Below are 17,281 nucleotides of genomic sequence, written 5' to 3' on the forward strand. Positions count from 1 at the left end.
TCCTCCACATCGATCAACTCGATCATGACTGTGCCTGTCACCGGCGTGCCGGTGAACCGATCGGAAGATCTACCCGTACGAGTGGTAGAGACTGTCACTCACCTGAGGAACGGTTCGCATGGTCACCGACGCGCGCCGCGCATGCCACTGGACTCTTCTGCGACTCGCAGGGCGATTGCCCGACGGGCTGCTGACCGCGTCGCGCCGTCTGCTCGCCCAGGGCGGGCACACCGCGATGGCCCGGCTCGTCACCCTCGCGGTGGCCGGCCGTGACATTCCCCTGCACCGCGACGACCTGCGCTGCCTGGGCGAACTCCTCGACGGCGCCGAGCCCCCGGCTCCTCTCGGCGACCCCGCGCCCGGCGATCCGATGCCGCGGCACCGCTTCTTCGCCGCCCGGCCGTTCCCCGGCACGCGTACGGACCGGATCGACCAGGCCGCCGTCGCGGCCTGCCGGGCCGAGCCGGACGCCCGAGGGCTCTGGCGGGCCTGGCGGGTGCCGGCCGACGACGGCCACCAGACCGCCAAGCCGGTGTTCGTCGTCGAGACCGACGCGGACCCGGCCGGCCTCGCCGGCCGCATGCAGGACCGGCTGACCACCGCGGGAGAGCTGTACCCGCAGGTCGAGACGTACGAGACCGGCGCGTGGCTGCCGGCGTACCAGCGGTCGGCGCGCGGCGCGGGCGAGCTTCTCTGGTCCCGCACCCCGGACCCGGGCGTGCGCATCGCCCCGTTGCCCGATGAGTTCCTGGGCATCGGCCCGAGCGACTGGGGCGACACCGAGCCCATCGAGAACGACGAGGAGCGGATTCGCATCCTGAGCTACCTCGACGCCGGGTCGCCGGTCCTCATCACCACGGCACGCCTGCACGACGTCATCGACCAGGATCTCGGCCGGGTGGTGCCGATGAGCTTCCGCACCGACGGCGCCTGGATCTGGACCGACATCAGCGCCTACTACCTGCGCACGTACGGCCTCAGCCCGGGCCGTGATCTGGTCGCGCACGTCACCGCCAACGGCTACCGGATGCCGGAGGTCGACGGTGTCGCCGAGTTCCGGGCGATCTCGGTGCTGTACCGCGCGGAGGAGGAAGACGCCACGGCCGGAGGACGCCTCCGCTGACTCCGGCCCGGCGTCGCGCCGGGGTGAGCCGGGATGAGAGTCTTGGGGGAGAGATCGTCGGCCCCCGCGGGGCCGGCCGAAAACGAGGGATGGCGCGCGATGTCCGAGACCTGTCCGCACGTTCTCACCCTGCCGTCGGCCGTGACTCCGCACACGACGGAGGGCTGCGAGGACTGCCTGAAGATCGGCTCGCCCTGGGTGCACCTGCGTGAGTGCCTGAGCTGCGGGCACATCGGCTGCTGCGACTCCTCGCCGAACCGCCACGCGCGCGCCCACGCGGCCGCCACGACCCACGAGGTGGTGCGCTCCTTCGAGCCGGGCGAGGACTGGCGCTGGTGCTTCGCGGACGAGACCTTCGTCTGACGGGGCCCTGAGACCGTACGCGAATCGCCCCCGCCGAGGAGAATGGCTCCTTGATTCGTGGGGATGGCTACGATGTGGCCCCCACTGAATCTTCACCCGCACCCGTTCGACCCGCGCCGTCGCGCCGGGCCGTCCAGCGGCCCCCCGACGGGAAGGCGAGCATGCCGTCCACCTCCACCAAACGTCGTGGCAGCACCGGCGGCACCAAGAGCCGATCCTTCAAGAGCGTTGTGGTCCGCGCGCTCTGGATCCTCCTGGGGCTGGTCGGCGTCGTCGCGTTCGCCTGGGTGATCTCCCGCCTCACGCTGCAGCCCGACCCCGGCGCGGGCAAGTACGTCCACGACAACACGCATCCGGGGCAGACGGTGCGGCTCTATCTCGACCAGCCGAGCGTCCGGGCGGCGGTGCTGGAGATCGGCGGCAACGTCGTGCTGCTGATGCCCCTCGGCGTGCTGCTCCCCGTCCTGTCCAACCGGTTCCGCGGCCCGCTGCGCGTCCTCGTGGCCGTCGGCCTCATCTCACTGTGCATCGAGACGGTGCAGGGCACGATGATCGCCGGCCGCGCGTTCGATGCCGACGACGTCATCCTCAACACGCTGGGCGCCGTACTGGCCTATCTTCTGGTCGGCCGCAGAGTCGCACGCTGGGCGCATCGTTCGGCCTGACGAGCGGTGAACAAGCGAATTCGGTACGATTGTCGCTTGGCAAGCGTTTTGCGATCCCGGCTGCGATGAGTCACCCCGCAACGGTTCGTGGGTGACCTCGCCTCGTCCGGGGCGGCCGATCCGTACGGGCACGGGCGTTGGGCGGCCCGTCGGCGGGCCATATCGGTGATCAGGGAGATTGCGGATGACGACGGTGGGTTCTGACGAGTCCGCGCCGGTGACGGTGGCGGAGGTCCTGGAGACGCGGGGTGAGCTGGTCGCGCAGCAGTGGGCGGAGCTGCCGCTGTTCCGCACCGTCTACACCTCCGGCCGCGACGCCTCCGTGGGCGCGGCCCAGCGCCTGGTCGGGGTCCTCGCCGAGGTCGCGCGCAATGACCGGCTCGACGACTCGTCCGCGCCCGGCTTCGACCGGGTACGCCCGCATCTGGGGCAGATGGTCGCCGCCCGCAGTCACGCCGGCGCCTCGCTGGGGCAGATCACCGGCGAGGTCAGCGAGCTCAAGACGCCCCTGCTGAGCATCATCCGGCGTGAGCTCGGCGACGGTGACTCCGACGCGGCGGCGTCCATGGCCGCGGTCGAGCTGATGGGCACCCTGCGGGTCGTGGTCATGGAGATCGCGCTGAGCGAGGGCGCCGAGGTCATCGACCGTCAGCGCCAGCAGCTCCTGGAGCTGTCCACCCCGGTCATCAAGCTGTGGGACCGGGTCGTGGCGGTGCCGCTGATCGGCACCCTGGACAGCGCCCGCACGCAGGTCGTGATGGAGACGCTGCTGCAGACGATCGTCGACCAGGACGCCGCGATGGCGATCCTGGACATCACCGGTGTGCCGATGGTCGACACCGTCGTCGCGCAGTACCTCCTGAAGACCGCGATGGCCGTACGCCTGATGGGCTCGGAGTGTGTGATCAGCGGCATCCGGCCGCAGATCGCGCAGACCATCGTGCAGCTCGGCATCGACCTGGGGGACATCACCACGCGCGCCACGCTCGCGGACGCGCTCGCCTGGGCGCTGGAGAAGTCGGGTGTCACCGTCGTGGGGGAGGTGTGAGTTCGGAGTCCGGCGCGGGGCGGATCTCGGTACTCCGGATGGGCGATGTCCTCATCGCGGCCATCCAGCAGGAGCTGACCGACCGGTCCGCGCTCGCGCTCCAGCAGGATCTCACGGAGATGGCCGCCGCCGGCGCACGCGGAGTGATCATCGACATCTCCGGCGTGGAGATCGTCGACTCCTTCCTCGCCCGCATCCTGTCCGAGATCGCCGCTGCCGCCGGCATGCTCGCCGGCCGTACCGTCGTCGCGGGGATGCGGCCCTCGGTCGCCATCACCCTGGTCGAGATGGGCCTGAGTCTTCGGGGGCTGTACACCGCACGCTCGCTCGAAGGCGCGATGGCGCTTCTCGAAAAGCTGCGAGGTCAGGCGGGCAGATGAGCCCAGATGACGTGACACGACTGCAGATCGGCAACGACGTGCAGATCGCGGGCGCGCGCCAGGCCGTACGCGAGGCCGCGGTCGCGGCCGGGTTCAGCCTGGTGGAGCAGACAAAGATCGTCACCGCCGCGAGCGAACTCGCGCGCAACACTCTGGTGCACGGCGGCGGAGGCCACATGGAGCTCCAGGCCGTGACCGTCGCGGGGCGCAAGGGCCTCCGTCTGACGTTCGCCGACGACGGTCCCGGCATCCGCGACGTGGACAGTGCCCTGTCCGACGGCTATACGACCGGGAACGGGCTCGGCCTGGGCCTCGGCGGCGCGCGCCGGCTCGTACAGGAGTTCACGATCGACAGCACGCCCGGGGGAGGGACGACCGTCACGGCGGTGTCCTGGGCGCGCTCCGGTCAGCGGGTGCCGCGATGAGCGGGCGGATGATGGTCACCGAGGCGTGGGACATCACCGTCTCCGACGAGAGCCAGGTCCACGGCGCGGCCGCGGCGGCCTCGGCCGCCGGGCTGGCGGGCGGCCTGGACGCCAAGGGCGCCGCCACCTGCGAGCTTCTCGCCACCGAGCTGGCCACCAATCTCGTACGGCACGCCGTGGGCGGCCACCTGCTGATCCACGTCGCGGGCCCGGGGGCGGTGCAGCTCCTCGCGGTGGACCGCGGACCCGGCATCGCCGACGTGGCCTCGTCGATGATCGACGGTTACACGACCGGCCCGCCGTCGCTCGGCGCCGGGCTCGGCGCGTGCCGGCGCGGTGCGGCGCAGTTCGACCTGTACACCCAGATCGGGCGCGGCACCGTCGTGCTCGTACGCGTCGGCCCGTCGGCCGCCGAGCCGTCCGGGCCCACCCAGGTCGGCGGGGTCATCACCCCGCACCCGGACGAGTCGGCGGTCGGCGACGGCTTCGGCCTGGCCTGGGAGGGCGACCGGATGACCGTCGCCGTGGTCGACGGGCTCGGGCACGGCGTGGAGGCGGCGGAGGCGCGGCGGGCGGCGCTCGAACTCCTCGAACAGCAGCCCGCCCTCGACACGGCCGGCCTGCTCCGGGAGATCGACGTGGGCCTGCGGGTCACGCGCGGCGCCGCCGCGGCGATCGCGCAGATCGACGGCTGGTCCCGGCAGCTGAGCTTCGCCGGGATGGGCAACGTCACCGGACGGCTGTTCCGGCCGGGCGCCGACCAGATGCTCGTCTCGCGGCCCGGCATCCTCGGCGCGAACCACGGGGTCGGCGTCGCCGCCCGGCCCCGGCTGCACCGGGTGGTCGCCGCGGACTGGGCCGCCCCCGCCTCGCTCATCCTGCACACGGACGGCATCACGAGCCGCTGGAACGCAGGAGACTACCCGGGTGCCGACCGGCATCACCCCGCCGTGCTGGCGGCGTTGATCTGGCGCGACGCTTTGCGCGGAAACGACGACGCCACGGTTGTCGTGGTCCGAACTTCACCGGAGAATAGTGTTCGATGAGTCAGCGGATCCACCACGGGCCGGTCTCTGATCCGGCCGCCGCTCTGGCCGCGGTCGCCTCCGCCATGGGCCGGCTCGGCGTTGCCGTGGACGAACGTTCCGGCCTCCTCGCGACCGTCGCGCGCGCTCTGAAGGAGCACCAGCCCGGCGGCTGGATCACCGTCGGCGTCGGCGAGGACGCCTCCCTCACGGTCACGGTCGGGGGCGGCGGGGGACCCGACCTCACGGCCACCGCGCCGATTCCGGTCGAGGGCGGGGCCGCGCGCGACGACGACGGCCGGGGTGACGATCCCCACACGGACGAGAGCGGACTGCTCGATCTCATCATCGAGCAGCACGACACGCTCGGCTGGCACCGGCAGGAGCTGGAGCAGACCAACCAGGGCGTCCTCGCGCTGCACGCCGAGCTCGCCGAGACGACCGAGCGCCTCCGGCACGCCAGCGACCTGCAGCGCCGCCTGCTCAGCGCCGAGCGCGCCGCGCACGCCGCGGCCGAGGCGTCACGGGCCCGGCTGGCCTTCCTCGCGCACGCCGGCGCGACCCTGGCCGAGTCGCTGGACCACGAGCAGATCCTCAGCCGGCTGCACGCCATCGTGGTCCCGAGGTACGCCTCGGCGATGGTCGTGTGGCTGGTCCGCGACCCCGGCGTACTGGGCCCCTTCCCCGCAGGGGACGGACGCCCTCCGCCGCTGGTCGAGAAGGCCTACGCCAGCGGGCGCGCCCAGCACGCCACCCGCCTCCCGGGTGGCGAGGAGGTGGTCCCGGGCGTCGACACCACGCTCGACGAGCAGCAGATCCTGGCCATCCCGCTGATCTCGCGCGGCAGCACCATCGGCGTCCTGGCCGCCGAGCCGCCCGCCGACTCCTTCACCACCGAGGACGTCGCGGTCTTCACCGAGCTGGCCCGGCTGACCGCGGCGGCGACCGACAACGCGCTGCGGTACGAGCACGAGCGCGGTGTCGCCCAGCTCCTGCAGCGGGCCATGCTGACCGACCTGCCCGCCAGCGGGCGGGTGCAGTTCACCGCCCGCTACCTGCCCGCCGAGGCGGGACTCAACGTCGGCGGCGACTGGTACGACGCGTTCGAGCGCCCGGACGGCGACATCATCGCGGCGGTCGGCGACGTCACGGGCCATGGGCTGCAGGCCGCCGCCCTGATGGGACAGCTGCGCACCACCCTGCGCGCCTACGCGATCGACGCGGACGGCCCCGGCGAGGTGCTGACCCGCATGCACCGCCTGCTGTCCCACCTGCAGCCGGAGGACCTGGCCACCGCCGTGCTCGCGCAACTGCATCACGACGGCGTGCTGCGCTGGGCCAACGCCGGGCACCCGCCTCCGCTGCTGCGCGCGCCGGACGGCACGGTGACCGTCCTGGAGGGTCACGACTTCCTGCTCGGCATGCCGCTCGAGGGCGCGTCTCTCGAGGAGTTCAGCATCCGGCCCGAGCCCGGGTCGATCGTGCTCTTCTACACCGACGGCCTCATCGAGCGGCGCGGCCTGCCTCTCGGCGACGGCATCGACCGGCTGGTCAAGGCGTTCGGGCGGGCGCGCGGCGAGCTGGACGCGATGGCCGACAGCGTCCTCGCGGAGATGCTGCGCGACAGCGCACGTGAGGACGACACCTGCCTGCTGATGTTCCGCCGGGCGCGGCCGTGACCGGGTGTCGGGGGATCCGGCCTCGGCGCGGCCGCCACCGAATATAGTGGGGGACGTCCAAACAGTTGTCTTATGACAACTAAAGCGGCCCGCCGTGGCCGCCGGCCCACAACGGCGGTTCGCCGTGCTGGAAGGAGCCTTCGATGGCCGAGCCTGAGACGGAGCAGTACGGTGCGCTGGTCGACCGGCTGTCCGGCGACCATCCCGACGTCCCCGCGCAGGTCGTTGAAGAGCAGGTCGTCAGGGCGATCGAGGGGGCGCATCTGTTCGGCCAGGTCCCGACCTCGGCCGAGATCGTCGAGACGATCGCGGCGGAGAACGTCGCGCGCGTGGAGCGGGCCGTGCGCGGCGGGGCCGACCTGAGCGAGGAAGAACTCGCCGGAGAGCCGTGACGCCGTGGTCAGGCGGGCATCTGGAAGGACTCGGACGCGCCGGACGCGCCGGTGCGGGCACCGCCGTCGGCCGCATTGCGAAACTCCGTGAGGCCGTTGAGGAGCGAGCGCCGCGCGCTGGCGGGCATCTGCGCCAGGACCTTCATGATCTCTTCCTGCCGCTCCTGGCGGACACGGTCCAGAAGCGCCTCGCCGTCGGGGCTCAGCCGGATGGCGATCTCCCGCCGGGACTGCTGACCGGACTCGCGTAGAATCAGGCCAGCGGCTTCGAGTCGATCGCACAACCTGCTGGCCGACGACAAGAGCGCACCGAGCTCACCGGCGAGACCGCTCAGATTGATCGAACCGTGTTGCTTGACGACGAACAGAACACGCAGCTGCGTAGCTGGAACCGGCACGCCTGGGGCGCTCTGGGGACCTGTCCAGATGCGGACGATCGCCTCGGCGGCCAGATCGATCGCAGCAGCGCATTCCGACAGCTGCGATGAATCACCCACATCGGCCACCTTACCCCCACCGTCACACGTCGCGTGTGCGCAGTCACTCGTTCACACCGCGCATCCGATCCGCCCGGCACCCCGGACGGTAAAATCGAGCGAGACGAGAACATGCCCGAGGACCAGCTCAGTAACACCGAACGCGCCCTGTGGGCCGCTCCGCCTCACGCCCTGGCCGGAACCGCGGTGACGGTCATCACAAAAACCTACGGTGCGGCTTCGGTGGACGTCATGCTCGCGGACTACCGGCTGGACTATCTTGCCCCCGTCGCCTCGGAACGCCCCGCCTTCCGCATGGACGGAACCCCCGCCGGTCGCGCGTTCGCCTCCCAGGAACCCGTGCTGCGGCCGCCCGCCGACGGCGGGACGTGGGACCTGCACCTGCCGCTCTCCGTACACGGGGACCGGCTCGGCGTGCTCACCGTCTCCCGGCACGACGAGCCCGGCCGGGAGACGCGCCAGGAGCTCGTGGCGCTCGCCGCGGTCCTGTCCCGCGCACTCAAGATCGCCGATGCGGGCACCGACGTCTACCGGCGTGCCCGGCGGCGCAACCGCCTCACGCTCGCCGCCGAGATCCAGTGGGATCTCCTTCCCGGGCGATCGCAAGTGTCCGAGGACTACCACCTCGCCGGGCAGCTCGAACCCGCGTACTCCATCTGGGGGGACAACTTCGACTGGGCGGCCGGCGCGGACCACCTCATCGTGACCGTCACCAACGGCATGGGCCGCGGCGTCGAGGCCGCGCTGCTCACCCAGCTCACCGTCGGCGCCCTGCGCAACGCCCGGCGTTCCGGCGCCGACCTGGTCGACCAGGCCACGCTCGCCAACGAGACCGTCTACACCCAGCACCACGGCCAGCGCCATGTCTCCACGCTGCTGCTGCGCTTCGACCTGGAGACCGGTGCCGTCGCGGCGATCGACGCCGGGTCGCCGAAGATGTTCCGCATGCGCGGCAGCATCGTGGAGCCGATCGCGCTGGAGGCGCAGCTCCCGCTGGGCATGTTCGAGGACACCGGCTACTCCGAGCAGGAGTTCGCCATCGAGCGCGGCGACCGCCTGGTGATCTTCAGCGACGGGTTCCACGCGGCGGTGGGACCGCACGGCGAGCCGTACGGCTCCTCCGCCCTCGCGGCGGCGCTGCGCCAGACGCGCCTGCAGAACCCCTCCGAGGCGGTTCGCACGCTGACCCGCGGTCTGCTCGACTACTACGAGGGCGACGAGATCGCCGACGACGCGGTCGTCCTCTGCCTCGACTGGAACGGCCGCGGGTCGCCGCTCTGACGATCAGCTCTCCGGCTTGATCCAGTCGAAGGTGCGTTCCACCGCCCGGCGCCAGTTGTCGTACTCCACCGAGCGCCGGGCCGGGTCCATCGCGGGCAGCCACTGGGCCGCGCGGTGCCAGTTGCGGCGCAGCCCCTCCAGGTCAGGCCAGTAGCCGACGGCGAGCCCCGCCGCGTAGGCGGCGCCGAGCGAGACCGTCTCGGCCGCCATCGGCCGGATCACCGGTACGTTGAGGACGTCGGAGATGAACTGCATGAGCAGGTTGTCGGCGGTCATGCCGCCGTCCACCTTCAGGGCCTTGAGGGCCAGCCCCGAGTCGGCGTTCATCGCGTCGACCACCTCGCGGGTCTGCCAGCCGGTGGCCTCCAGCACGGCGCGTGCCAGGTGCCCCTTGGTGATGTAGGAGGTCAGCCCGACGATGATGCCGCGGGCCTCGCTACGCCAGTACGGCGTGAACAGGCCGGAGAAGGCGGGCACGATGTAACAGCCGCCGTTGTCGTCCACGGTCCGCGCGAGCGTCTCGATCTCCGGTGCGCTGCCGATGATGCCCAGGCCGTCGCGGAACCACTGGACGAGCGCGCCCGTGATCGCGATGGACCCTTCGAGGGCGTACACCGCGGGCTCGTCGCCGATCTGGTAGCCGACCGTCGTGAGCAGGCCGTGCGTCGAGCGTACGGGCTCGGTACCCGTGTTGAGCAGCAAGAACGCCCCGGTGCCGTACGTGCACTTGGCCTCGCCCGGAGCGAAGCACGTCTGCCCGAACAGCGCCGCCTGCTGGTCGCCGAGCGCCGCCGCGATGCGCACACCGGGCAGGACGTGGCTGGCCGGACCGTACGTCTCGGTCGAGGGCCGGATCCGGGGCAGCATCGCGCGGGGGACCCCGAAGAAGTCCAGCAGTTTCTCGTCCCAGTCGAGCGTGGTGAGGTTCATCAGGAGCGTACGGCTGGCGTTGGTGACGTCGGTGACGTGCAGGCCGCCGGCCGGGCCGCCCGTGAGGTTCCAGATGAGCCAGCTCTCCATCGTCCCGAAGATCACGTCCCCGCGCTCGGCGCGTTCGCGCAGGCCGGGGTGGTGGTCCAGCATCCAGCGGATGCGCGGCGCGGAGAAGTAGGTGGCCAGGGGGAGCCCGCAGCGGTCGCGGACGATGTCGGCGTCCGGCCGCGCGGCCAGTTCGTCGACGAGCCGGTCCGTACGCGTGTCCTGCCAGACGACGGCGTGGCCGATCGGCCGTCCGGTGTGGCGGTCCCACAGCACCGTGGTCTCGCGCTGGTTGGCGATGCCGAGCGCGGCGACCTGGTCGGGGGTGGCGCCGGCCTGGGCGACCGCCTCGGGCGCGATGCGCTCGAGGTTGCGCCAGATCTCCATCGCGTCGTGCTCGACCCAGCCGGGTTTGGGAAAGTGCTGCTTGTGCTCACGCTGCGTGACCGACACCAGGCGCCCGCCGTGGTCGAACAGGATGCAGCGCGTCGACGTCGTGCCCTGGTCGACCGACATCACGTAGCGCTCTACCATCGCGTCCCTACCTCCAAGGTCGGGCGGCCGGGCCTCTCACCATCGGGAGGCGCCGAGATCTCGGGAGACGGCGCGCGCCGCGTCGCGTACGCCGGTCACCAGTGCCGGTTTCGGCCGTCCCCCGGGGCCGCAGATGCGTTCGACGGCGCCGGAGATGCCCATGGCGCCGACGACCAGCCCGCCCTGACCGCGGATGGGAGCGGCGACACCAGCCTCCCCGACCGTCATCTCCTCCAGCTCGGCGGCCCACCCCATGTCACGTACCTCGGCCAGCGCCCGCGCGAGATCGCGGGGAACGGTGACGGTACGGCGCGTGAACGGTTCGAGTTCGCCGTGCAGCGTGGCGGCGGTGCCCGCGTCGTAGGCGAGCAGCACCTTGCCGAGCGCGGTCGCGTGGGCCGGCAGCAGCGCCCCGACGTCGAGGGTCTGGAGGGTGTCGTCGGGGCGGAAGACGTGGTGGACGACGAGCACCTTGCCATCCAGCGGCGTGCCGATCCGTACGGCCTCGCCGCTGCGCGCCGCCAGCGCGTCCGCCCAGTTGATCGCGCGGGAGCGCAGCTCGTTGACGTCGAGGTAGCTGGTGCCGAGGTGCAGCAGCGTCGCGCCGAGGCGGTACTTGCCCGTCTCCTCGTCCTGCTCGACGAAGCCGACGCCGTGGAGCGTGCGCAGGATTCCGTGGGCGGTGCCGCGGGCCAGGCCGAGCGACCCGGCGATCTCGCTGACGCCGAGCCTGCCGGAGCCGCGCGCGAGCAGGCGGAGGATCGCCGCCGCGCGTTCGATCGACTGGACCGGTCCGGGCACGCTGCGGAGCATAGCCATGTCGTCATGTATTCGACAATGTCGGCATCATTAAGCTCTGTAGTCACCCGAACGCCCCTGGTAGTGACCCAGGCCACAGCGACACGCCCGTACGGGATGGCCGAAGCTGGCAACGCAGGGCCGCGTTCGACAATGTCGGCACCTGTCTGTTGACCCTCTGCCTGGGCCGACTTACCGTCCGGGCAGCCGTGAGAGGCGCTTTCCTTCACCGGGGACCCGTCGTTCACGTGCGGTGCCTCGTGACGCCCGGACCGGGTGTCGTATTCAAGGAGGAGACGTGGCAGAGCGTTTGAAGATCCCCGGACTTGCCGGTGAGCTGGCCGCCGAGTTCGCCGGGACGCTGATCCTGATTCTCTTCGGGACGGCCGTCGTGGCGCAGGTCGTGGCGGGCGGAATCGGCGATCATGACAGCATCGCGTGGGCGTGGGGCCTCGGCGTCACGCTGGGCGTCTACGTGGCGGGGCGCATCAGCGGCGCCCACCTCAATCCGGCGGTGACCCTGGCGCTGGCCGTCTTCAAGGGCTTCTCCTGGCGCAAGGTCGCGCCGTACGCGGCGGCGCAGTTCCTCGGCGCTTTCGTGGCCGCCCTGATCGTCCGCTGGAACTACAGCGAGGTGCTCGGGAAGATGGACCCGGGCCACACGATCAAGACCCAGGGCGTCTTCTCCACGCTGCCCGGCAACGGCGCGCTCCCCGTGCACACCTGGGGCGCCTTCCGCGACCAGGTGATCGGCACCGCGATCCTGCTCTTCCTGATCCTCGCCGTGACCGACCTGAAGAACTCCGCGCCCGCCGCCAACCTCACCCCGTTCATCGTCGGCCTCATCGTCGTCGCGATCGGCATGGCCTGGGGGACCGACGCCGGCTACGCCATCAACCCGGCACGTGACTTCGGCCCGCGCCTGGCCTCGTTCTTCACCGGGTACGGCACGGCCTTCCGCGACCAGTACGGCGGGCTGTACTTCTGGGTGCCCATCGTCGGCCCGCTCATCGGCGCGGTCCTCGGCGCCGGGCTGTACCAGGCCCTGGTCGCCCGCTTCCTGCCGGCCGAGGAGACCGAGCCGGGTCGCGTCCCGGCCGAGGCCACGCCCGAGAACGTCTGAACTCAAGCGATAAGAGAGGCGACCTTTCATGGCCGACTTCGTCGGAGCCGTTGACCAGGGCACCACGAGCACGCGTTTCATGATTTTCGATCACTCGGGCAACGAGGTGGCCAAGCACCAGCTCGAGCACGAGCAGATCCTCCCCCAGCCCGGCTGGGTCGAGCACAACCCCACCGAGATCTGGGAGCGCACCAGGTCCGTCATCGAGACCGCGCTGCACGGGGCGAACCTCACCGCCGCCGACCTCGCGGCGCTCGGCATCACCAACCAGCGCGAGACCGCCGTCGTCTGGAACCGCCGTACCGGGCGTCCCTACTACAACGCGATCGTCTGGCAGGACACCCGTACGGACCGCATCGCCTCGGCGCTCGACCGCGACGGGCGCGGCGACGTCATCCGGACCAAGGCCGGGCTCCCGCCGGCGACGTACTTCTCCGGCGGCAAGATCCAGTGGATCCTGGAGAACGTCGACGGGGTACGCGAGGCGGCCGAGGCCGGCGACGCGGTGTTCGGCAACACCGACACCTGGCTGCTGTGGAACCTCACCGGCGGCGCCGCCGGCGGCGTGCACGTGACCGACCCGACCAACGCCAGCCGCACGATGCTGATGAACCTCGAGACGCTCGACTGGGACGACGAGCTCCTGTCGTTCTTCAACGTCCCGCGGAGCATGCTGCCGGAGATCAAGCCGTCGTCCAACCCGGACTTCTATGGCACGACGCTGGCCAACGGCCCGCTGGGCGGCGAGGTGCCGCTCTCCGGCGACCTCGGCGACCAGCAGGCGGCGACGGTCGGGCAGGTCTGCTTCGGTGTCGGCGAGGCCAAGAACACCTACGGCACCGGCAACTTCCTGCTGCTCAACACCGGCACCGAGCTCGTACGTTCCAAGAACGGGCTGCTCACCACGGTCTGCTACCAGTTCGGCTCCGAGGCGCCGGTGTACGCCCTGGAAGGCTCGATCGCGGTGACCGGGTCGGCCGTGCAGTGGCTGCGCGACCAGCTCGGCATCATCTCGGGCGCCTCCCAGAGCGAGACCCTCGCCCGGCAGGTCGAGGACAACGGCGGCGTCTACTTCGTACCGGCCTTCTCCGGTCTGTTCGCGCCGTACTGGCGCTCCGACGCCCGCGGCGCGATCGTCGGGCTGTCCCGCTACAACACCAACGCCCACCTGGCGCGGGCGACGCTGGAGTCGATCTGCTACCAGACCCGCGACGTCGTCGAGGCGATGCGGCAGGACTCCGGGGTCACCCTCGACGTGCTGCGCGTCGACGGCGGCGTGACCGCGAACGAGCTGTGCATGGAGCTGCAGGCCGACATCCTCGGCGTGCCGGTCTCCAAGCCGGTCGTCGCGGAGACGACGGCGCTCGGCGCGGCGTACGCCGCCGGCCTCGCGACCGGGTTCTGGAACTCCACCGAGGAGCTCAAGCAGAACTGGAACGAGGACAAGCGGTGGGAGCCGCGCTGGAGCGATGACCAGCGGTCCACCGGCTACGCCGGCTGGAAGAAGGCGGTCGACCGCACCCTCGACTGGGTCGACGTGGACTGACGTTCGACGACGGGCGGGGCGCGCCGGTACGGGCGCCCCGCCCGCCGCCCTCTCGTCCCTTAGCTTTGAGGAGCCTGAGAAATGAAACCCGCATCCCTGGGACCGGCCTACCGCGCGCGGGCCGTGCGCGAGCTGGCGGACCAAGAGTTCGACGTCCTGGTCGTGGGCGGCGGCGTGGTGGGCGCGGGCGCCGCGCTCGACGCCGTGTCGCGCGGTCTGTCCGTCGGCCTGGTCGAGGCCGCGGACTGGGCGGCCGGCACCTCCAGCCGGTCGAGCAAACTGATCCACGGTGGCCTGCGCTACCTCGAGCAGCGCGACTTCGGTCTCGTACGCGAGGCACTTCGGGAGCGCGCCTTGCTGCTGACCAGGATCGCGCCGCACCTGGTGCACCCGGTCCCGTTCCTGTACCCGCTGAAGCACCGGATGTGGGAACGCTTCTACGTCGGCGCGGGCATCGGCCTGTACGACACGATGGGCGGCTCCGGAGCGGTGCCCCGGCACCGGCACCTGAGCCACCGCCGCGCGCTGCGCATGGCGCCGGCCCTGCGCGGCGACTCCTTCGTCGGCGCGATCCAGTACTTCGACGCCCAGGTGGACGACGCGCGCTTCACGATGACGCTCGCCCGTACGGCAGCAGAGTACGGCGCGACGGTCGTGAGCCGCGCCCGCGCGACGGGTTTCGTCCGCGAGGGCGAGCGCGTGACCGGCGCCCGCGTACACGACCTGGAGAACGACCAGGAGATCACCGTACGGGCCCGCGAGGTCATCAACGCGACCGGCGTGTGGACCGATGAGACCCACCGGCTGGCCGGCGCCCGCGGGGACGTGGAGGTCCGCGCCTCCAAGGGTGTGCACATCCTCGTCCCGCGCGACCGGATCCGGCTGGACACGGGCCTGATCATGCGTACGGAGAAGAGCGTGCTGTTCGTCATCCCGTGGGGACGGCACTGGATCATCGGCACGACCGACACGGCCTGGGAACAGGAGGTGGACGAGCCGGCCGCCAGCGGCGCGGACGTGGACTACCTGCTCGAACACGTGAACTCGGTGCTCGCGATCCCGCTGGCGCACGACGACATCGAGGCGGTGTACGCGGGCCTGCGGCCGCTCGTCTCCGGGGGGTCAGCCGAGACGACCAAGCTGTCCCGCGAGCACACGGTCTCCCGTCCGGTGCCGGGCCTCACGGTGATCGCCGGAGGGAAGTTCACGACGTACCGGGTGATGGCCGAGGACGTGGTCGACGTCGCCGCCGAACGCCTGCCGACGAACGTGCCGGCCTCGGCGACCCACCGCCTGCCCCTCGCGGGCGCGGTGGGGTACGAGGTGCTGTGGAACGACCGCCGCCGCCTGGCCGCCCGCGCGAACCTGCACGTCGCACGGATCGAGCACCTGCTGAACCGTTACGGCTCCTGCGTGGACGAGCTCCTAGAGCTGATCGAGTCCGACCCGTCGCTGGGCGAGCCGCTTCCGGCCGCGACGGACTATCTGAAGGCGGAGGCGGTGTACGCGGTGACGCACGAGGGCGCCCTGCACGTGGAGGACGTCCTGCGCCGCCGCCTGCGCGCCTCGATGGAGGAATGGGACCAGGGAGCGGCCGCCGCGCCGGAGGTCGCGGCGTTGATCGCCCCGTATCTGGGCTGGGACGCCGAGACGGTGAAGCGAGAGACGGAACACTATCTGCGCCACGTCGACGCCGAACGCGAGGCCCGGCGCAGCCAGGACGACGAGAGCGCCGCGGCGGCGCTGGGCGAGGCCCCGGCCCTGTTCCCGGACCGGGCCGCCTCCTGACCTGACCCCCTCACCCCGAGCGGCACGGGGCCTCGCACTCGTTCGGTGCGAGGCCCCGCCGGTGGTTCACCGGGTGCTTCTGAGCCGGTCAGCACCAGTCCCAGTCGTCCCAGTCGTCGCAGCAGTCCCAGCCGCAGCCCCACCAGGAGACCAGGTGGCTGCTGAGGTGCTGACCGGTGACCGGAGCGCTTGCCGTTGCCGCGCCCGCAGGGGTCGCCGCACCCATCGTGAGGGCGGCCGCGCCCGCGAAGGCCGCACCGGAGATGGCTACCGCGAGTCGCTTCGAAATTGCCATGGAAACTACCTCCCTGGTTGGTACCCGACGGCATGACCGGTCATTGTCATGCCAGGCAATTTGTGGCTTTTATGGCCTCATCGCCTAATTACACCTCACATGGTCGGATCGTCAGACGCAATACCGACAAAGGGCAATATGCAACATCTTGACCACTATTGGGTGGGTTTGACTGGCCTCGGTAAAGCCCACGAACGCCCTGGCAGCAGGGCATCCGGCGGCGTTACAGCCCGAAAATAGGGCAAGATGCCAACTGTCCATTCCATGGCCTCGCCAATGGCCCGCCATGGGCTGTTCGTGGCTGATTCGCGGGCCGCGGACTCCAGGCCGGGGACCAACGGCGCTCCGGACCGGACCGTACGGCCCTGAAACCGCCCCCCGCTCACGCGTTCTGATGAAGGGAGCCGAGCGGGGAGGTGCCGCCGAATGAGCACGATCATCGTGGGCGCGGACGGCTCGCGCGACAGTCTGCGGGCGGTCGAGTGGGCCGCCGAGGAGGCGGCGCTGCGCAAGGCGTCCCTGCGGATCGTGCACGCCGCGGCGCCCTGGCTGCATGATCGGAACGTCGACCCGCGCCTCCTCGCCGTACGCGACTGGCTGCTCGCCGGCGGCCGGGAGGTCCTCGACGCGGCGGCCGGGACCGCCCGCGCCCGCGCGCCCGGCATCGACGCCGGCGGCGAGATGGTGCCCGGCGGCGCCTCACGGGCCCTGCTGGAACGGTCGGCGTCCGGCGGCGCCTCCATGATCGTGCTCGGCGGCCACGGTGTGGGCACGGTCGCGGGCCTGCTGCTCGGGTCGACGGCGTTGCAGGTCGTCGCGCACACGACGGTGCCCGCCGTGGTCGTACGGCACCTGGAGCCGATGCGGCGCCAGGAGATCGCGGTCGGCGTCGACGGGCCGCCGAGCGGTGAGCCGGCCCTCGCCTTCGCCTTCGAGGAGGCCGCACTCCGCGGCGCGCGCCTGCGCGCCGTGCACGTGTGGTCCGATCCTGGCGCGATCGGGCCCGGCGGCATGACGCCGCTGGTCTACAACCCCGAGGTGGTGAACGGCGAGCACGCCCGCAGGCTGGACGACGAGCTGGAGACGTGGCGGTGGAAGTACCCCGAGGTCGAGGTCGTCACCGAGGTCGTGCACGGGCGTCCCGTACGCATCCTCGCCGGTGTCTCCGCCCGCGCCGACCTCCTGGTGGTGGGCACGCGCGGCCGGGGCGGGTTCGCCGGTCTCGTCCTCGGTTCGGTCAGTCACGGGCTCCTGCACCACGCGCACTGCCCGCTGGCCGTCATCCCCTCCGGATGAGCGAGAGGTCCCGGCCTGCCGAGGACCTTCGTCCCTGCCCGACTC

Annotated in this window: 18 protein-coding genes; 14 read left to right on the plus strand and 4 right to left on the minus strand. The window is 71.4% G+C overall.

Going from position 1 to position 17,281, the window contains the following annotated elements:
* Positions 1-118: 118 nt before the first annotated feature.
* The 9 genes from QWU11_RS37095 (at position 119) to QWU11_RS37135 (ending at position 7,100) form a co-directional block, all read left to right on the plus strand.
* Positions 119-1,123: a hypothetical protein gene (locus tag QWU11_RS37095; protein ID WP_290119201.1), complete on the plus strand. Its 1,005-nt coding sequence runs from the start codon at positions 119-121 to the stop codon at positions 1,121-1,123.
* Between the two features lie 99 nt (positions 1,124-1,222).
* Positions 1,223-1,486 (plus strand): UBP-type zinc finger domain-containing protein, encoded by a 264-nt coding sequence (locus tag QWU11_RS37100; protein WP_290119202.1) that lies wholly within the window; start codon positions 1,223-1,225, stop codon positions 1,484-1,486.
* Between the two features lie 161 nt (positions 1,487-1,647).
* On the plus strand, positions 1,648-2,151 hold the full coding sequence (locus tag QWU11_RS37105) for a VanZ family protein (RefSeq protein WP_290119203.1): 504 nt from the start codon (positions 1,648-1,650) through the stop codon (positions 2,149-2,151).
* Between the two features lie 184 nt (positions 2,152-2,335).
* Positions 2,336-3,199, plus strand: coding sequence for an STAS domain-containing protein (locus QWU11_RS37110; protein ID WP_290119204.1), 864 nt, complete (start codon positions 2,336-2,338; stop codon positions 3,197-3,199).
* The gene (locus QWU11_RS37115) at positions 3,196-3,579 is read left to right on the plus strand and encodes an STAS domain-containing protein (RefSeq protein WP_290119205.1); all 384 of its coding nucleotides are present in this window, start codon (positions 3,196-3,198) and stop codon (positions 3,577-3,579) included. The genes QWU11_RS37110 and QWU11_RS37115 overlap by 4 nt, the downstream gene beginning before the upstream one ends.
* Positions 3,576-4,004 carry an anti-sigma regulatory factor gene (locus tag QWU11_RS37120; protein WP_290119206.1) on the plus strand — a complete coding sequence of 143 codons (429 nt, stop codon included), beginning with the start codon at positions 3,576-3,578 and terminating at the stop codon, positions 4,002-4,004. The genes QWU11_RS37115 and QWU11_RS37120 overlap by 4 nt, the downstream gene beginning before the upstream one ends.
* A complete protein-coding gene (locus QWU11_RS37125; protein ID WP_290119207.1) occupies positions 4,001-5,050 on the plus strand; it encodes a SpoIIE family protein phosphatase in 1,050 nt (349 codons plus the stop codon). Before QWU11_RS37120 ends, QWU11_RS37125 begins: the two co-directional genes overlap by 4 nt.
* Positions 5,047-6,708, plus strand: a complete 1,662-nt coding sequence (locus tag QWU11_RS37130; protein ID WP_290119208.1) for a GAF domain-containing SpoIIE family protein phosphatase — start codon at positions 5,047-5,049, stop codon at positions 6,706-6,708. Before QWU11_RS37125 ends, QWU11_RS37130 begins: the two co-directional genes overlap by 4 nt.
* 143 nt (positions 6,709-6,851) lie before the next feature.
* Entirely contained in the window at positions 6,852-7,100 is a 249-nt protein-coding gene (locus QWU11_RS37135) for a hypothetical protein (protein WP_290119209.1), read from the plus strand.
* A gap of 8 nt (positions 7,101-7,108) precedes the next feature.
* On the opposite strand, the gene QWU11_RS37140 is transcribed toward QWU11_RS37135, so the two are convergent.
* Positions 7,109-7,597, minus strand: a complete 489-nt coding sequence (locus tag QWU11_RS37140) for a MarR family transcriptional regulator (protein WP_290119210.1) — start codon at positions 7,595-7,597, stop codon at positions 7,109-7,111.
* A gap of 111 nt (positions 7,598-7,708) precedes the next feature.
* On the opposite strand from QWU11_RS37140, the gene QWU11_RS37145 reads away from it, so the two are divergent.
* Positions 7,709-8,878 (plus strand): PP2C family protein-serine/threonine phosphatase, encoded by a 1,170-nt coding sequence (locus QWU11_RS37145; protein WP_290119211.1) that lies wholly within the window; start codon positions 7,709-7,711, stop codon positions 8,876-8,878.
* Between the two features lie 3 nt (positions 8,879-8,881).
* Here QWU11_RS37145 and glpK (QWU11_RS37150) read toward each other — a convergent pair whose 3' ends face one another.
* On the minus strand, positions 8,882-10,390 hold the full coding sequence (gene glpK, locus QWU11_RS37150; RefSeq protein WP_290119212.1) for a glycerol kinase GlpK: 1,509 nt from the start codon (positions 10,388-10,390) through the stop codon (positions 8,882-8,884).
* Between the two features lie 36 nt (positions 10,391-10,426).
* Positions 10,427-11,191, minus strand: coding sequence for an IclR family transcriptional regulator (locus QWU11_RS37155; RefSeq protein ID WP_290119213.1), 765 nt, complete (start codon positions 11,189-11,191; stop codon positions 10,427-10,429).
* A 295-nt stretch (positions 11,192-11,486) separates the two neighbouring features.
* Between QWU11_RS37155 and QWU11_RS37160 the strand changes: the two genes are divergently transcribed.
* From QWU11_RS37160 to QWU11_RS37170, 3 genes are all read left to right on the plus strand, one after another.
* Positions 11,487-12,311: an MIP/aquaporin family protein gene (locus QWU11_RS37160; RefSeq protein ID WP_290119214.1), complete on the plus strand. Its 825-nt coding sequence runs from the start codon at positions 11,487-11,489 to the stop codon at positions 12,309-12,311.
* A gap of 28 nt (positions 12,312-12,339) precedes the next feature.
* Entirely contained in the window at positions 12,340-13,857 is a 1,518-nt protein-coding gene (gene glpK / locus QWU11_RS37165; protein WP_290119215.1) for a glycerol kinase GlpK, read from the plus strand.
* Between the two features lie 81 nt (positions 13,858-13,938).
* Positions 13,939-15,645, plus strand: a complete 1,707-nt coding sequence (locus tag QWU11_RS37170) for a glycerol-3-phosphate dehydrogenase/oxidase (protein ID WP_290119216.1) — start codon at positions 13,939-13,941, stop codon at positions 15,643-15,645.
* 88 nt (positions 15,646-15,733) lie between these two features.
* On the opposite strand, the gene QWU11_RS37175 is transcribed toward QWU11_RS37170, so the two are convergent.
* On the minus strand, positions 15,734-15,940 hold the full coding sequence (locus QWU11_RS37175; RefSeq protein WP_290119217.1) for a hypothetical protein: 207 nt from the start codon (positions 15,938-15,940) through the stop codon (positions 15,734-15,736).
* Positions 15,941-16,366: 426 nt separating this feature from the next.
* Here QWU11_RS37175 and QWU11_RS37180 point away from each other — a divergent pair, with 426 nt between their 5' ends.
* Positions 16,367-17,236: a universal stress protein gene (locus tag QWU11_RS37180; RefSeq protein WP_290119218.1), complete on the plus strand. Its 870-nt coding sequence runs from the start codon at positions 16,367-16,369 to the stop codon at positions 17,234-17,236.
* The last annotated feature ends 45 nt before the right edge of the window (positions 17,237-17,281 follow it).

This window comes from Actinomadura sp. DC4, from assembly GCF_030406325.1.
GTDB lineage: Bacteria > Actinomycetota > Actinomycetes > Streptosporangiales > Streptosporangiaceae > Actinoallomurus.

Coding starts and splice junctions, on each gene's coding strand:
- QWU11_RS37095 (WP_290119201.1), top strand. CDS start 119: ATGGTCACCGACGCGCGCCGCGCATGCCACTGGACTCTTCTGCGACTC.
- QWU11_RS37100 (WP_290119202.1), top strand. CDS start 1,223: ATGTCCGAGACCTGTCCGCACGTTCTCACCCTGCCGTCGGCCGTGACT.
- QWU11_RS37105 (WP_290119203.1), top strand. CDS start 1,648: ATGCCGTCCACCTCCACCAAACGTCGTGGCAGCACCGGCGGCACCAAG.
- QWU11_RS37110 (WP_290119204.1), top strand. CDS start 2,336: ATGACGACGGTGGGTTCTGACGAGTCCGCGCCGGTGACGGTGGCGGAG.
- QWU11_RS37120 (WP_290119206.1), top strand. CDS start 3,576: ATGAGCCCAGATGACGTGACACGACTGCAGATCGGCAACGACGTGCAG.
- QWU11_RS37125 (WP_290119207.1), top strand. CDS start 4,001: ATGAGCGGGCGGATGATGGTCACCGAGGCGTGGGACATCACCGTCTCC.
- QWU11_RS37130 (WP_290119208.1), top strand. CDS start 5,047: ATGAGTCAGCGGATCCACCACGGGCCGGTCTCTGATCCGGCCGCCGCT.
- QWU11_RS37135 (WP_290119209.1), top strand. CDS start 6,852: ATGGCCGAGCCTGAGACGGAGCAGTACGGTGCGCTGGTCGACCGGCTG.
- QWU11_RS37145 (WP_290119211.1), top strand. CDS start 7,709: ATGCCCGAGGACCAGCTCAGTAACACCGAACGCGCCCTGTGGGCCGCT.
- glpK (WP_290119212.1), bottom strand. CDS start 10,390: ATGGTAGAGCGCTACGTGATGTCGGTCGACCAGGGCACGACGTCGACG.
- glpK (WP_290119215.1), top strand. CDS start 12,340: ATGGCCGACTTCGTCGGAGCCGTTGACCAGGGCACCACGAGCACGCGT.
- QWU11_RS37170 (WP_290119216.1), top strand. CDS start 13,939: ATGAAACCCGCATCCCTGGGACCGGCCTACCGCGCGCGGGCCGTGCGC.
- QWU11_RS37175 (WP_290119217.1), bottom strand. CDS start 15,940: ATGGCAATTTCGAAGCGACTCGCGGTAGCCATCTCCGGTGCGGCCTTC.
- QWU11_RS37180 (WP_290119218.1), top strand. CDS start 16,367: ATGAGCACGATCATCGTGGGCGCGGACGGCTCGCGCGACAGTCTGCGG.